This window comes from Flavobacterium quisquiliarum, from assembly GCF_019308285.1.
In the GTDB taxonomy this organism is placed as follows: Bacteria; Bacteroidota; Bacteroidia; order Flavobacteriales; family Flavobacteriaceae; genus Flavobacterium; species Flavobacterium quisquiliarum.
The window spans coordinates 42,650-59,334 of sequence record NZ_WWEM01000020.1; the positions used below are offsets into that span (position 1 = coordinate 42,650).

Annotated in this window: 8 protein-coding genes; all 8 read left to right on the top strand. The window is 36.1% G+C overall.

The features are described from left to right. The first annotated feature begins 33 nt into the window (after positions 1-33). The 8 genes from GSY47_RS08385 (at position 34) to GSY47_RS08420 (ending at position 16,679) form a co-directional block, all read left to right on the top strand. Positions 34-3,066 (top strand): SusC/RagA family TonB-linked outer membrane protein, encoded by a 3,033-nt coding sequence (locus GSY47_RS08385; protein ID WP_179005582.1) that lies wholly within the window; start codon positions 34-36, stop codon positions 3,064-3,066. 11 nt (positions 3,067-3,077) lie between these two features. Next, positions 3,078-4,679: a RagB/SusD family nutrient uptake outer membrane protein gene (locus GSY47_RS08390; protein WP_179005585.1), complete on the top strand. Its 1,602-nt coding sequence runs from the start codon at positions 3,078-3,080 to the stop codon at positions 4,677-4,679. A gap of 1 nt (position 4,680) precedes the next feature. Then, positions 4,681-6,318, top strand: a complete 1,638-nt coding sequence (locus GSY47_RS08395) for a glycoside hydrolase (RefSeq protein WP_179005587.1) — start codon at positions 4,681-4,683, stop codon at positions 6,316-6,318. A 131-nt stretch (positions 6,319-6,449) separates the two neighbouring features. Next, complete coding sequence (locus GSY47_RS08400; RefSeq protein ID WP_179005589.1) at positions 6,450-8,033, top strand: glycoside hydrolase; 1,584 nt, start codon at positions 6,450-6,452, stop codon at positions 8,031-8,033. Between the two features lie 148 nt (positions 8,034-8,181). Continuing rightward, a complete protein-coding gene (locus tag GSY47_RS08405) occupies positions 8,182-10,605 on the top strand; it encodes a sugar-binding domain-containing protein (protein ID WP_179005591.1) in 2,424 nt (807 codons plus the stop codon). Positions 10,606-10,767: 162 nt separating this feature from the next. Further along, positions 10,768-12,138 (top strand): glycoside hydrolase family 27 protein, encoded by a 1,371-nt coding sequence (locus GSY47_RS08410; RefSeq protein WP_179005593.1) that lies wholly within the window; start codon positions 10,768-10,770, stop codon positions 12,136-12,138. After that, positions 12,138-14,696 carry an alpha-L-arabinofuranosidase C-terminal domain-containing protein gene (locus GSY47_RS08415; RefSeq protein ID WP_179005595.1) on the top strand — a complete coding sequence of 853 codons (2,559 nt, stop codon included), beginning with the start codon at positions 12,138-12,140 and terminating at the stop codon, positions 14,694-14,696. Before GSY47_RS08410 ends, GSY47_RS08415 begins: the two co-directional genes overlap by 1 nt. 48 nt (positions 14,697-14,744) lie before the next feature. Further along, a complete protein-coding gene (locus tag GSY47_RS08420; protein WP_179005597.1) occupies positions 14,745-16,679 on the top strand; it encodes a family 43 glycosylhydrolase in 1,935 nt (644 codons plus the stop codon). The last annotated feature ends 6 nt before the right edge of the window (positions 16,680-16,685 follow it).

Below are 16,685 nucleotides of genomic sequence, written 5' to 3' on the forward strand. Positions count from 1 at the left end.
TTGTTGTAAAATTAATAAATAAAACAGCTTCATATGAAATTTAAATATATAGGATTTTTTATTGCCCTTTTGTGTACTGCGGTATCTTTTGGACAAATAAAAATAAAAGGGACTGTAAAGGATAAAGCCAATGTGCCGATTCCAGGAGTAAACGTAATTATTAAAGGAACTTCATCATCTGCGGCAACAGATTTTGATGGAAATTATGTTCTTAATGTTCCAAATAAAAATGCACAGATTGAATTCACTTTTGTTGGATTCACAACCAAATTGGAAACAATTGGAGACAGAACAGAAATAAATGTTATCCTTGAAGAATCAAGCCAGACATTAGATGAGATAGTTGTAGTAGGTTATGCTGCAGTAAAAAAGAGTGATGTAACGAGTTCTATTTCGTCAGTAAAAGGAAAAGAATTACAGACTATGACTGTAGGTAACGTAACCGAATCGCTTCAGGGAAAAGTAGCCGGAGTTCAGGTTACAGGACAAGGTGGACCAGGTGCACAGCCAAGAGTTTTAATTCGTGGTATCTCGACTTTAAACTTAAATACAGATCCGCTTTATGTAGTAGACGGAATCCCGATGGGAACCAGTATCAATTTCTTAAGTAATAATGAAATTGAGTCTATGGAAGTTTTAAAAGACGCTTCTGCAAGTGCCATTTATGGTTCTCGTGCTTCAAACGGAGTTATTTTAATTACTACTAAAAAAGGAAAAGAGGGTAAAACTAGATTTACTTTTGATTTGAGTTCTGGTATGCAGATTATGAATAATCCATACAATATGGCAGATGCCGAAGGTTATGCGACCATCATGAATAAGGCTTACAACAATTCAGGTTATTCAGATTATCTGCCAAATCCTTCTCAGTATCGAGGAAAAACAACAGACTGGTGGAAAGAAGGAATTAGAAAAGGAACGCCAGTTACCAATGCATCGCTAGGAATTTCGGGAGGTTCAGATAAACATACTTTCGGAATAAGTCTTAATTATTATAATTCAGAATCTATTTACGGTATAGGTGGCTGGGAGAGAGTGACAATGAGGATTGCAAATGATTTTAAATTCTCAGATAAATTTAAAGCAGGAATTACTTTAAACCCACGTTATGAAACTTGGGGTGCACCAGGTAACTGGGCAGATTTTGATAAAATTGATCCAATTACGCCAATTTACAAACCTGCTGATCAATTAAATGGTACAGAAAACGAATATAGCATTTATGCCAGATCTCCTTCGTATGTATGGAATCCAGTTGCAGCAGTAAATAGATATGACGATTATACCGATAAGTACAATTTAAACACCAATGGATATTTACAATACGAACCAATTAAAGGCTTAGTGATTCGTACACAGGCATCTATTGAGGTAGGTGATGAAGTTAGAAATTCATTTACGCCTGATTTTGTAATCGATGCAGCACACGAAAAACAAGAAATTAATAATGTGCAGAAATGGAATACTACAAACGTAGATTGGACCTGGCAGAATACGATTACCTATTCTAAAACATTTGCAGAGAAACATAATGCTTCTTTAATGATTGGTAATACAATGGAGGAATATAATGGAAATAATCTGTGGGGTTATGGTGAAGGAGTTCCAAATAATTCTGATTCGATGAGAGAATTAAATGCAGCTACTAAAAACAAAGACAGTAAAGGAAATAGCTGGTCTAGTTCATTGATGTCTTATATTTCCCGTTTTTCTTATAACTACGATGGTAAATATTATTTTACAGGTACATTCAGACGTGATGGTTCTTCAAAATTCATGACCAATAACAAATGGGCCAATTTTCCTTCAGCATCGGTTTCCTGGAGAATTTTAAACGAAGGTTTTATGGAATCTGCTAAAGATGTAGTAAGTGATCTTAGATTAAGAGCAGGTTGGGGTAAAGTAGGTAATCAAGGTCTTCCAGATGCGGTTTACCAATCTAATATCGGACAAGGTTATTATGTAATTGGTGGTGAAGTAGTAGATACTTCTTATCCTTCTTCAATGGCAAACAAAGACATTAAATGGGAAACGGTAGAAGATATGAGTTTCGGACTTGATTTTGGTTTTTTCAAAAATAGAATTTCGGGATCACTAGAATACTATAAAAAGCAAACGAACGATATGTTGTTCTTAAAACAGTTTCCAACTTATAGCGGATTTCCAGGATATTCAACTATGTGGACAAATGTTGGTTCTATGCAGTCAAGCGGTATCGACTTATTACTTTCGTATAAAGACAAAAAAGGCGATTTCTCGTATGGTGTAGACTTGACTTTTACAACCGTGAATGTTAAAATGCTGACGCTTTCCGCTGATGGTGAGAAACTATACGGATCTGGAAACAGAACATTAACAGTCAAAGGAGATGAACCAGGATATTTCTACGGATATGTTGCAGATGGATTATTCCAAAACCAAACCGAATTAAACTCACATACAGATGAACACGGAACCAAATTACAACCGTATGCACAAGTAGGAGACGTTCGCTTTAAAGATGTAAACGGCGATGGAAAAATTGATGAAAAAGACAGAACAAAAATTGGTTCTCCTTGGGCAGATTACAACGTTGGTCTGAATTTAAATTTTGGTTATAAAAACTTTGATTTAGTAGCCAATTTTTATTCAAGTATCGGAAATGATATCGTAAATCAGAATATTTCAGATTTATATAATGGAGCTAGTTTAACGAATAAAGTTAGCGGATTAGAGCAAATGGCTTGGCATGGCGAAGGTACTTCTAATTCCATTCCGCGTTTGTCTAAAGATGACAATAATGAAAACTTTACCAAATTCTCATCTCTGTATGTTGAGGATGGTTCTTTTGTACGCATGAAAAACTTACAGTTGGGATATACTTTCAATAACAAATTCGGATTGGATAAATTAAGAATTTCATTGTCAGGACAAAACTTATGGACATGGACAAAGTACACAGGAGTTGACCCTGAAGTTGCAGGAGGAGATCCTGATAAAGGAGACAGAGTAAAAGGATCAGGTTTTGGAGGATGGAACTATCCAGTACAGCCAACAATCTTGATGGGGCTTAATGTTGCATTTTAATTAAAACGATCATGAAAAAAATTATAGTATCAATCATAGCTTTCTCTTTGTTTTCAACTTCTTGCAGTGATTTCATTGAAAAAGAACAAAGAGGAACGCAGACTTTAGAGAACTATTTTCAAACAGCACAAGAGTGTGAAAATTATACAAACGAATTAACAAAAAGGTTGTTGCTCCCTAACGACTGGTGGACCTTGACAGCGCCAAGAGTAACAAACGAAATGTCAACCGATGACGCCTGGATGGGAAACACTGGACAAGATAGCGGCGCACACAGACCTTGCTCGCAGTACATTATTACTCCTGATAATATGGGAGACATGAACAGTATTTATACCGCTCATTTTTATACCATCCAATCCGCTAATATTGGTTTAGAGAGAATGGTTTTATCACCAATTACAGAGGCTCAGAAAAACCAATATATGGGAGAATCATTATTCGTGCGTGCTTATTGCTACTACGAATTAGTAAATCTATTTGGGGGAGTTCCATTGTATACAAAATCTTTAGGGACAGGAGATTTAACTTTAGAGAGAAGTTCTGCTGCAGATGTATATGCACAGATTGAAGCTGACCTTAAAGAATCGGCTGCAAAATTAGAAAGTGCTCCAGTTGCGAGAGATGGTAGAATAAACAAATGGGCTGCTTACGCTTTATTAGCTCGTGTATCATTGTTTCAGGAAAAATGGGCAGAAGCTAAAACCTATTCTAATAAAGTTATCACAGAAGGTCCTTTCCAGTTAGAGGCTGATTTCTTAAATATCTGGAATGTGAATAATCATAACGGAATTGAATCTATTTTAGAGGCACAGTCATCATCTGTTCAAAATAGAGATTTAGGAGCGGCTTTGCCAACTTTAGCTGGTGCTAGAGGAGAAGATAAAAAGAATTTCCCAAGTAATGATGCACAGGATGTTTTGGATGGATGGGGATGGTGTATGCCAACAAGCGATTTAGAAAATGCTTATTTATCTGAAAATGATGTGATCCGTCGTAGAAGCACAATTACAAAATGGGGAGAAGCTGCTTACGGTGATGAGGTTTTGAATCCAACACACAAATTCAGTTTAAACGATAATAAATCGGGGCGTATCTGCCGTAAATATTATATTCCAATTGCAACACGTCGTTCATTAGATAAAAAAGATGCTCACTTGCCATTAAATATTCCGTTGATTCGTTTAGCTGAAATGTATTTAACAAGAGCAGAAGCTAATTATCATACAGGCGGAGATGCTTTAGGAGATATCAACATCATCAGAGCACGTGTAAAATTAGATCCAAAAACAGGAATTTCTGGTCCAACACTTTTAAGACAAATCTATAAAGAGCGTCGTTTAGAATTGGCTTTTGAAGGGTTACGTTTATTCGATATTCGTCGTGAGAAAGATCCAACAACAGGAAGACCAGTTATTGAGTCATTGATGGGACCAAACGGAACTTTTGTGAAATACAATTTGAGTTCTACAGATCCATACGAAACCACAAACTTGAGAGAACCTCAGGATAAAGGAATCAATTTTAACCCTGCTAAAAACTTGTTGTGGCCAATCCCACAATTAGAAATCGATTTGAGCGGTGGTGTAATTAAACAAAATCCTGGATACTAATATGAAGATTAATAATCAAAATAGAGTAAGTCTGCTGTGTGCAGGCTTACTTTTCGCAAGTTCTCTTTTTGTAAGCTGTGATTCTGAGAAATCTGAAAATTCAGGTTCAGAAAATGCGGTAACAGAATTGAAAGTAAGTTTGGATATGAATCTTCAAACAATGGAAAGTTTTGGAGCTTCGGATGCTTGGCAGTGTAACTTTATTGGAAAAAACTGGCCAACTGAGAAAAGAAATAAAATAGCCGATTTATTGTTCAGCCAAGGTTTAGATGCTGATGGAAATCCAAAAGGTATTGGATTGTCATTATGGCGTTTTAATATTGGAGCAGGAAGTGCAGAACAAGGCGACGCCAGCGATATTACTGATGAATGGAGAAGATCAGAATGTTTTACGACTAACGGTGTTACCTATGATATGACAAAACAAGCCGGTCAGGTTTGGTTTATGAAAGCTGCTAGAGAACGTGGTGTAGATAAATTATTAGCATTCGCTAACAGTGCTCCAGTTTATTTGACTCAAAACGGAAAAGCACATGCTTCTATCAAAGAATTCTACAATTTAAAAGATGGAAAAATGCCCGATTTAGCTGATTTCTGGGTTACCTCTTTAGACAAATTAAAAACAGAACACGGTTTAACAATCGATTATGTGAGTCCGTTTAACGAACCGCAATACGAATGGGATGGTTCTGGACAAGAAGGTTCGCCAGCAACGAATACTAATATTTACAGTTTTGTAAATATTTTATCTCCAAAATTGCAGGCCAAAAATTTAGAAACTAAAATTGTAGTGGGAGAAGCAGGAGCTTATGAGCCTTTATACAAAACCGTTTCAGGGAAAGAAAGCAGATCAAATCAGATTGATTATTTCTTTGCGGCGAATTCTTCTAAAAAAATCACAGGTTTGAGCAATGTAAAAAAGACTATTTCGGGACACAGTTACTGGCAGGCTTGGCCATTAAGCACTCTTATTTCGTCAAGACAGGAAGCTGCATCAAGAATCCAGTCAGTTGGAGGAGTTAGTCTTTGGTCATCAGAATATTGTGTTTTAGAAAGTCCAGGAACTGCTGAACTTCCAGGTGGAGCAGGAGCAGGAAGAGATTTAGGAATGTCATTAGCACTTTGGACAGCTCGTATTGTCAGCACTGATATTGCTGTTGGAGGTGTTACTTCTTGGCAATGGTGGACAGCAATTAGCCGTGGAGATTACAAAGATGGTTTGATTCACGTAGACGATGGCGCAAGCAACGGAGCTGGAAATGCAGATTATTGTAAAAACGATGGTTACATCAGAGATTCTAAAACACTTTGGGCATTAGGAAACTTTTCATTCTTCGTAAAACCAGGAATGGTAAGAGTTCAAATTCCAAGTGTTGATAATACGATGGAACTAAATAATGTTATGGTTACCGCTTATAAAGATGCGACAAACAAAAAACTAGTTGTGGTTGCGGTTAATATGAGCAAATCGGCGAAAGCCTATAAATTGAATCTTTCGGGAGGAACAGTAACCGATAACAAATTAACGCCTTACACCACTTCTGAAACATTGAGTTTGAAAAAAGGAACAACGGTAGATGTTTCTGGTTTTGAAATTCCTGCCAGATCTGTAGTAACCTACGTAGGAACGTATAAATAAGAATAAAAAATTAACCGCAAAGTCGCAAAGACAAACCGCAAAGTTCGCAAAGCTTAAATTAAACTTTGCTCCCGATAGCTATCGGGATTGCGAAAAACTTAGCGCCTTTGCGGTTAAAAAACAAGAAATAAATGAGAAAAATATATCTCTCGCTTTTATTGGTAATCAGTTCGCTGTCATTTGCACAGCGAACCGTTACCATCAGCACAGATAATGTAGTACAAACCATGGACGGTTTTGGAGGCTCAGATGCCTGGAGAGCTCAGTTTGTGGGCAAAAACTGGCCGGAACAGAAAAAAAATGCTATTGCAGATTTGTTATTCAGTAAAGAAATCGATGCAAACGGAAATCCAAAAGGAATTGGACTTTCGATTTGGCGATTTAATTTGGGTGCTGGAAGTACAGAACAAGGAGAAAACAGCAAAGTTTCTGATGAATGGAGAAGAAGTGAATGTTTTCTAAATGCTGACGGGACTTATGATTTTTCTAAACAAGAAGGACAAAGATGGTTTCTGCAGGCGGCTAAAAAAAGAGGAGTAGAAAAATTTCTTATTTTTACGAATAGTCCGCCGGTTCATATGACAAACAACGGATTATCTTTTGCCTCTCAAAAGAATAAACTGAATCTAAAAGATGGTGCAATTCCACAATTTGCTGATTTCTTAGTTCAAAGTATTCAGGGATTGGAGAAAAAAGAAGGAATCAAATTCGATTATGTGAGCCCAATAAACGAACCGCAGTGGGAATGGATGCCAAAACAAGGCGATACCAACAGTCAGGAAGGTACACCGGCAACCAATCAGGAAATTTATGATTTGACCAAATCACTTTCGGAAAAACTGAAAGCTAAAAAAATGAGCACCGAGATTGTGATTGCAGAAGCGGCGCAAATCGATTATTTATATGAAAATGTAAATGCAGAAAATCGTGACAATCAAATTGATTATTTCTTTGGAAAAACCAAAACCAATGTGACTAAATTTTCAAATGTAAAAAATGTAATACTAGGACATAGTTATTTTACAACATGGCCTATTGAAAGACAAGTTTTAAGTCGTAAATTAATTGCCGCTGAAGTAAAACAAAAACCGGGATTAAAATACTGGCAGTCGGAATACTGTATTTTAGAAAATCCAGGAGAATCTGAAATTCCGGGAGGTTCTGGAGGTGGAAGAGATTTAGGAATGCAGACCGCTTTGTTTGTAGCGAGATTAATTCACAATGATATTGCAGTGGCAAATGCGGCTTCATGGCAGTGGTGGACTTCGATCACAAGAGTAGATTACAAAGATGGTTTGATCTATCTGGATGACGGAAAAAGCAACGGAGGAACTGAGCCCAATTATGTGAAAAATGATGGCGAATTTCACGATTCAAAACTGCTTTGGGCACTAGGAAATTATTCTCTTTTTGTTCGTCCGGGAATGCAGAGAATTGATATTCCAAACCAAAAAGAATTAGACGCAGCAAATGATGTAATGTTGACCGCTTACAAAGACATTCAAAACAAAAAGCTGATTGTTGTAGCTGTAAACTGTGGAAAACAGACTCAGAAATACAAGTTCGATTTATCAAAAGGAACTTTAAAAAATAACGAGTTCACACCTTATGTAACTTCTGATAATTTAAATTTAAAAAGAACCAGTTCGCAGAAAATTAATAATTTAGAGATTCCTGCAAAGTCGGTAGTGACTTTTGTGGGAGAATTTGAGTAGTGGGCAGTGTTCAGATTTTTAGTATTCAGTTTTAAGTTGAAGATTTGTTAAGAATAAAAACTAAGCCAAGAACTGAATACTAAAAATCTGAACACTGAATACCAATCTAAATCTTGAAACCAAAAATTAACTAAAAAATAAAAATATAGTGTTAAGTAAGAAAACTTTAATCCCTGTTTTACTCTTTTCATGTCTGTCTGCGAGCAGTCAGATTTCGTTTGGAGATTCGAAGAAAATAAATGACAATTGGAAATTTGATCTTCATGATGTTTCCGATGCAAAAAATGCTGCTTTTGATGATACTAAATGGCAGAACGTCAATGTACCGCACGATTGGAGTGTAAAAGGACAATTGAGTCCAACGTTGGCAAGCTGTCAAGGATACTTGCCGGGCGGTATTGCTTGGTACAGAAAATCAATTAATATTCCGCAGAGCAAATCGGGCGAAAAAGTGTATTTGTACTTTGAGGGAGTTTACAATAGAAGTGAAGTTTTCATCAACGGAAAATCATTAGGGAAACGTCCAAATGGTTATATTTCTTTTGCTTATGATGCGACTCAATTCGTAAAATACGGTGGAGAAAATACAATTTCAGTTCGTGTTGACCACAGCCAGAGCGCCGATTCAAGATGGTATACGGGTTCAGGAATTTACAGAAATGTGTGGGTGGTTTATGCTAATCCAGTTCATATTGCACAATGGGGTGTTTATGCTTATCCAGAAGTTAAAAAAGGAGCTGGAACATTGAATGTTGAGGTTGATGTAGAGAATGGTTCTGCTTCGAAATCAGCTTTAACCGTTGTAAATGAATTGTTTTCAAAAGATGGAAAATCAGTTGGAAAAACAACTTCTAAAGTCGAAGTTGCAGCCAATCAAAACGGAAAAGTTGCTGCTAAAATCAACGTTAAGAATCCACAGTTATGGGATTTAGACAATCCGAATTTGTATCAGTTAAAAACAACCGTTTTACAAGACGGAAAAGAAATCGATAAAACAGTAACACAAACAGGTTTTAGAAATTTTACTTTCGATCCAAATAATGGTTTTGCCCTTAATGGAAAATGGATGAAAATGAAGGGAGTTTGTTTACATCACGATGCTGGGGTTTTAGGTTCAGCAGTTCCAAGAGAAGTTTGGAAAACAAGATTGCAAACCTTGAAGGAAATTGGTGTAAATGCCATCAGAACAAGTCATAATCCGCAGGCACCAGATTTTTATGAACTTTGCGACGAATTAGGATTATTAGTTTTAAACGAAGCTTATGACGAATGGGAATTCCCAAAACGTAAATGGTTAGAAGGCTGGAATTACGGAACTCCGGGTTTTGAAGGCTCATTTGATATTTTCGCAGAGTATGCTGAAAAAGACCTTGAGGATTTTGTGCGTCGTGATAGAAATCATCTTTCTGTATTTGCGTGGAGTATTGGTAACGAAGTAGATTATCCAAACGATCCGTATTCGCATCCTGTTTTGGATAAAGGAAAAGACGGTTTCGGACAAGCAGCTTATGGCGGTTATAAACCAGATGCACCAGATGCCATGCGACTTGGAGCTATCGCAAAACGTTTGGTGGCAGCAGTTAAAAAATACGATAAATCGCGTCCAACAACAGCTGGTTTAGCAGGAGTTGCCATGTCTAATGAAACAGAATATCCAGGCGCTTTAGATATTACAGGATACAATTATACAGAAAGCAAATACCAGACAGATCACGCTAAATATCCGAAAAGGGTAATTTACGGAAGTGAGAATGTTCACGATATGGAACCTTGGCTGGCAGTAAAAAACAATAAGTTCATTTTTGGACAATTCCTTTGGACTGGTATCGATTATTTAGGAGAATCAGGAAGATGGCCTTCAAGAGGTTTTTATTCCGGTTTAGTTGATTTTGCTGGAGTTATCAAACCAAGAGGTTATTTCCGACAATCTTTATGGTCAGATAAACCAATGGCTTATTTAGGAACGTATCCGTTAGTAAATGAAAAAGATATTTCTAAAGATGCATGGGCAATCTGGAATTACGAAAACGGACAAAAAATCCGTGTGGTTTGTTATACCAATGCAGCAAAAGCACGTTTAGAATTGAACGGAAAAGTGGTTGGGGAAACGAAATTATACGACGAAAAAACAGGAATTATTTACTGGGATATTCCTTTTGCTTCAGGTAAATTGGAAGCAGTTGGCTTAGATGCAAACGATAAAGAAGTGAGCCGTTATGCAATCAATTCAACACAACAGCCAGTTGAATTGACAATTGCAGAGAAAAACATCACAATTAGTAAAGAGAAAGGTGTAGCAAAAATCATGGTTCAGGTTAAAGACCAAAACGGACTTCCAGTAATGCTTTCAGACAATGAAGTTACGTGTACAATCAGTGGCCCAGGAACATTATTAGGATTAGAAGCGGGAAATAACAGCGATATGACTGATTATACGGATAATGTGCAGAGAGTTTTCCACGGACATATTGCGGCTTATATTCAGTCAAAAGGAGATTCGACAGAACCTATTAAAGTTAAATTTACAAGTCAATGGCTAAAACCAGTTGAGGTTACCATTAATGTAAAATAAAGAATGTCCTATTGAAACGTTATCAATCTCTCATCGATTGAGATGAAAAACATATAATAATGAAATTGTTTATCCCATTGTATCAAGTAATTGACAAAAAAACAATGGGATATTTTTTTTTATTATATTTAAAGTGTAAAAAATACACATAACCATAAAACAATGAAAAAAACTAACTTACTAGCCATGATGATGGGAACATTTTTCCTATCAATTGTATCTACCGCACAAACCAAACCATTTCAAAAAGAAGAATTTAAACAATGGGCTCAGACACCACCGATGGGTTGGAACAGCTGGGATTGTTACGGGCCGACTGTTGAAGAACATGAAGTAAAAGCCAACGCCGATTATATGGCAAAAGAGCTGAAGAAATTTGGCTGGGAATATGTCGTAGTGGATATCCGATGGTTTGTCGAAAATGACAAAGCAGGTGGATACAATCAAACGGATCCACGTTATGTGATCGATCAGTACGGAAGATATCTTCCTGCTGTAAACCGATTTCCTTCAGCAAAAGACGGGCAAGGTTTTAAACCGTTAGCCGATTATATTCATAAAAAAGGATTGAAATTTGGAATTCATATTATGCGTGGTATTCCGAAAAAAGCGGTTGAAGATAAAATGCCGATTAAAGGAACAAACGGAATTACAGCAGATCAGATCTATTCAACAGCATTACAGTGCGAATGGTTGAGAGACAATTATACAGTTGTAGCGGATAAACCGGGAGCTCAGGAATATTACAATTCTATCTTTGAATTGTACGCACAATGGGGAGTAGATTTTATTAAAATTGATGATTTATCAAGGCCGTATCACGAAGGCGAAATAAATTTGATTAGAAATGCGATTGACCATTGCGGACGCAAGATTGTATTAAGCACGTCGCCGGGAGAAACACCAATTTCTGCAGCACAGCACGTAAGTACACATGCTAACATGTGGCGTATGGTTGATGATGTTTGGGATACATGGCCTCATATCACGCATTTGATGGATGTGGCTCAAAAATGGTATCCATATATTGCACCGGGAACATGGCCAGATTGCGATATGATTCCGTTAGGACGTATTTCGATTAGAGGAGAACGTGGCAACGACAGAATGACTCGTTTAACAAAAGACGAGCAATATACTTTAATTACATTTTTCAATATCTTCAAATCGCCATTGTTTTTTGGTGGAGATTTACCAAGCAATGATGCTTTCACTTTATCATTATTGACGAATAAAGAAGTTGTAAAAATGCATAACGAAAGTACGGCTGTAAAACAACTTTTCCAGAAAGACGGAAAAATTGCAGTGACTTCAAAAAATGCAAAAGACGGAAGTGTTTATTTGGCGCTATTCAATATTTCAGATAAGGACTCAGAGAAAGTATCCGTAAATCTTTCAGAGCTTGGAATTTCAGGTACAGCTGAAGTTTTAAATATGTGGACAGGCGAAAAATCTAAAACAACTTCAAAAGAAATTGGAGCCGATTTAAAACCGCATAGTTCAGTTCTGTATCAATTAAAAAGCAAAAAATAATGAAAAGGTTTTTGCTTGATAGTAGTTTAAAACTGATTCTATCTTTTCTTATTATTTTTGGAATATCTGGATTTAACATCAAAACAAATGATAAAAATCCAGATAAAGTGTATTTGTTTGCTTATTCTACTGTAAAAAATAATGGAAAAAACGGACTTCATTTTGCGTGGAGTACAGATCAGAAAAACTGGTTTGCAATTGGCCCTGAATTCAGTTTCCTAAAATCAGATTTTGGAAGCTGGGGACCAACGGGAAAAAGCATGTCTGAAGCTTTTTTAGTTAAAGATAATGCTGGAATTTTTCACTGTTTTTGGAGTGTTAGAGATAATGTTTTTGCTCATTCAGAAAGTAAAGACTTGATCAATTGGGGAAGACAAAATTATATTCAGGGAATGAAAAATTTTGTTGGAAAAGGCGAAGATAAATCGGTAATTCTAAATGTTCAGGTCAGCCAAAAAGAAGGTAAGTATCTGGTTCACTTTAGCGAAAGCGGAAAAAATTATTATACAGCCACAAAAGACTTTCAAAATTATACTCCTGCTGTAATTGATGCTAATGTTTCTGCATTAAAATTAAGAAATGAAATCAAAATTCAAGGCGAAGTTTTACAAGGAACGATACATCAGGTTAATTGGAGTTTGGTTGACAACATGATTAAAAACATGGAGTCGGTTAAGTTTAGGGATAAACAAAATAATACTTCTCCTAAAAGTGATAGTTTACTTTTCTTAGGTTTAAAACCGGTTAAGGCCGAAATTAAAATAAACGGTCAGGATTCAAAAAAAATCAGCAATATGCTAACGGGGGTTTTCTTTGAAGACATTAATTATGCAGCAGATGGCGGTTTATATGGAGAATTGATTCAGAATCGTGATTTCGAATATTCGCTTCATGATAAAAAAGGAAGAGATGAAAAATGGAATGCTTCAATGGCTTGGAGCGGGAATTTTAAAATTGAAAAAGAGAATCCAATTCATGCTAATAATCCTAATTATGCTATAATCAAAAACGGAAATATCACTAATTCAGGTTTTGACGGAATTGCACTTAAAGCGAATGAAAAATACGATTTTAGTGTTTTTGCTAAAGGAACAAAAGCAGTTGTAAGTCTAAAATCGCCAAACGGAGAAACTTTAGCGGAAGCGGCATTTTCCCCTTCAAATTCATGGAAGAAATTTAATCTAGTTTTAAAACCTTTAAAAACAGTAAATGATGCTCATTTAGAAATTAGTACCAATGGAGAAACTGCTTTTGATATGGTTTCACTTTTTCCACAGAAAACATTTAAAAATCGTAAAAACGGATTACGTTTAGACTTAGCTGAAGCAATTGCAGACATGCACCCAAAATTCGTTCGTTTTCCAGGCGGTTGCGTGGCGCATGGAGATGGACTGCATAATATTTACAAATGGAAAAACACCATTGGCCCGCTTGAAAGCCGAATTGGATCTCGAAATATCTGGGGGTATCATCAATCAATGGGATTGGGCTATTTTGAGTATTTTCAGTTTTGTGAAGACTTAGGTGCGGCGCCTGTTCCAGTTTTAGCAGCGGGAGTACCTTGTCAAAATTCATCTGATGGAGGTTCTGGACAGCAATTTGGAATTCCGATGGAAGATATGGACGAATATGTGCAGGATGTTTTGGATTTAATTGAATATGCCAATGGAAATGTCAATACCGTTTGGGGTAAAAAACGTGCTGAAGCTGGACATCCAAAACCTTTCAATCTAAAATATGTCGGAATTGGAAATGAAGATTTAATCAGCGATGTTTTTGAAGAACGTTATCGAATGATCGTAAAAGCAGTACAGCAAAAATATCCTGAGATTATGATTATCGGTACTGTCGGGCCATTTTTTGAAGGAACTGATTATAGAGAAGGATGGAGAATTGCTGATGATTTGAAACTGCCACTTGTTGACGAACATTATTATCAATCTCCAGGCTGGTTTATTAATAATCAGGATTTTTATGATAGCTATGATCGTTCCAAATCTAAAGTGTATCTGGGAGAATATGCTTCTTGGGGCAATAAGTTCTATAACGCTTTGGCCGAGGCATTGTATCTTACAGGTGTTGAACGAAATGGGGATGTGGTTTCAATGGCTTCTTATGCACCGCTATTGGCAAGAGAAAAACATACGCAATGGAATCCAGATCTCATTTATTTTAATGGAAATGAAGTAAAACCGACAGTAAATTATTTCGTTCAAAAACTTTACGGTCAGAATCCTGGCGATATTTATTTGGAGAGAAGTATAAAAGCTTCGGATAATGCTGAGGTTAATAAACGCATTGGAGTATCTGTTGTTAAAGAAAGTATTTCGGGAGATTTGATTATAAAATTGGTTAATGTGCTTCCAGTTGCGGTTACGCCATCAATTGAAATCGCTAATTTGGCTACAACTGAAAATGCAAGTTATACGGTATTAGCTGGAAATCCAGAAAAAACAGATGTCAGACCCATAACTCAAAATGTTACTGTTAAAGAAGCATTTTCAAAAGAATTACCTCCATATTCTTTTACTTTGATTCGTATTAAAACCAAAAAATAAGCTGTTGTGTTATTTTCGAAAATAGAACGGTATTAAACTTATTATAAAATGAAAAAATTAAAATTCAGTCTTGTAGTCTTGTTGTTAATTTCAACTTTTTTACAAGCACAAGATAAAGCAAAAGGAATTCCGCCTGCAGTGGCAGAGAAAGATTTAACAGCTTATTTATTCGTATATTTTATTGGAAATAAAGTCGAAGAAGAAGCGGTTAATTATGCCGTAAGTCAAGATGGATATCACTATTACAGTCTTAACGGCAACAAACCTGTTATAGACAGTAAAACAATAAGTTCTACAGGAGGTGTTCGTGATCCGCATATATTACGTGGAGAAGATGGCAAAACATTTTATATGGTTTTGACCGACATGACTTCTTCAAAAGGCTGGGACAGCAACCGCGCTATGGTTTTACTAAAAAGTACCGATTTGGTTAACTGGAAAAGCAGTATTGTGAATATTCAGACTACATTTCCAGGAAACGAAAACCTAAAAAGAGTTTGGGCACCGCAGACTATTTATGATGCGAAAGCAGGAAAATATATGATTTATTTTAGTATGCAGCATGCTGGTGGTCCTGATAAAATTTATTACGCTTATGCGAACAAAGATTTTACAGCTTTAGAAAGTGAGCCGAAATTATTGTTTGTTCCAAAATCTGGTAACGCTTGTATTGATGGTGATATTATCGAAAAAAATGGAGAATATCATCTTTTCTATAAAACAGAAACCAATACGCCAGGAATCAAAGTGGCAGTTACACAAGACTTGACTTCAGGGAAATGGATTGAAAATGACAATTATCTGCAACAAACAAAAGATGGAGTAGAAGGTTCGAGTGTTTTTAAACTGAATAATTCAGATGAATATATTTTGATGTATGATGTTTATACCAAAGGAAGATATCAATTCACAAAAACGAAAGACCTAGAAAATTTTAGTGTAATTGATAATGATATTTCAATGGATTTTAATCCGCGTCACGGAACTATTCTGCCGATCACACGTTCTGAATTAAAAAGAATTACAGACAAATGGGGAACTCCTGAAAAATTTCCAAAAGTAAATCACAATCCCGTTTTAGAAGGATATTATGCTGATCCTGAAATTCTGTATTCCAACAAAACAAAGAAGTATTATATTTATCCAACAAGCGATGGATTTGATGGCTGGTCGGGTTATTATTTTAAAACGTTTTCATCAGATAATTTAGTAGATTGGAAAGACGAAGGGGTAATTCTTGATCTTAAAAAACAGGTGTCTTGGGGAAATAGAAATGCTTGGGCACCTTGTATTGTCGAGAAAAAGATAAAAGGAAAGTATAAATATTTCTATTATTTTACTGCTGCTCAAAAAGTAGGAGTCGCAGTTTCAGACAATCCAACAGGTCCTTTTAAAGACAGCGGAAAAGCCATTGTAGCCAAAAGGCCAGAAGGAATAAAAGACGGACAAGAAATTGATCCAGATGTTTTTACAGATCCTAAATCAGGAAAAAGTTATTTATACTGGGGAAATATGTATATGGCTGTAGCCGAATTAAATCCAGATATGGTTTCTCTAAAACCAAATACTCAAAAAATTATAGCGGTAAATAATTCTTTCCGTGAAGGCACTTATGTGATTTATAGAAACGGAAAATATTATTTCTTTTGGAGTGAAGACGATACCAGAAGTCCGAAATATAAAGTAAGATACGGAATTTCAAATTCGCCGACTGGACCATTGGAAATTCCAGAAAATAATATTGTTATTCAAGGAAAACCAGATGAAGGAATTTATGCTACAGGACACAATTCGGTATTACAAATTCCAAATAAAGACGAATGGTATATTACATACCACAGATTCTCGTATCCAACTGGAATAAAAATGGGAGATGCGGGAGGTTTTCATCGTGAAGTTTGTATAGATAAATTAGAGTTTAATGCAGATGGAACTATTAAACAGGTTGTTCCAACGCATGCAGGAATAAATGCAATAAAATAGCTTTAA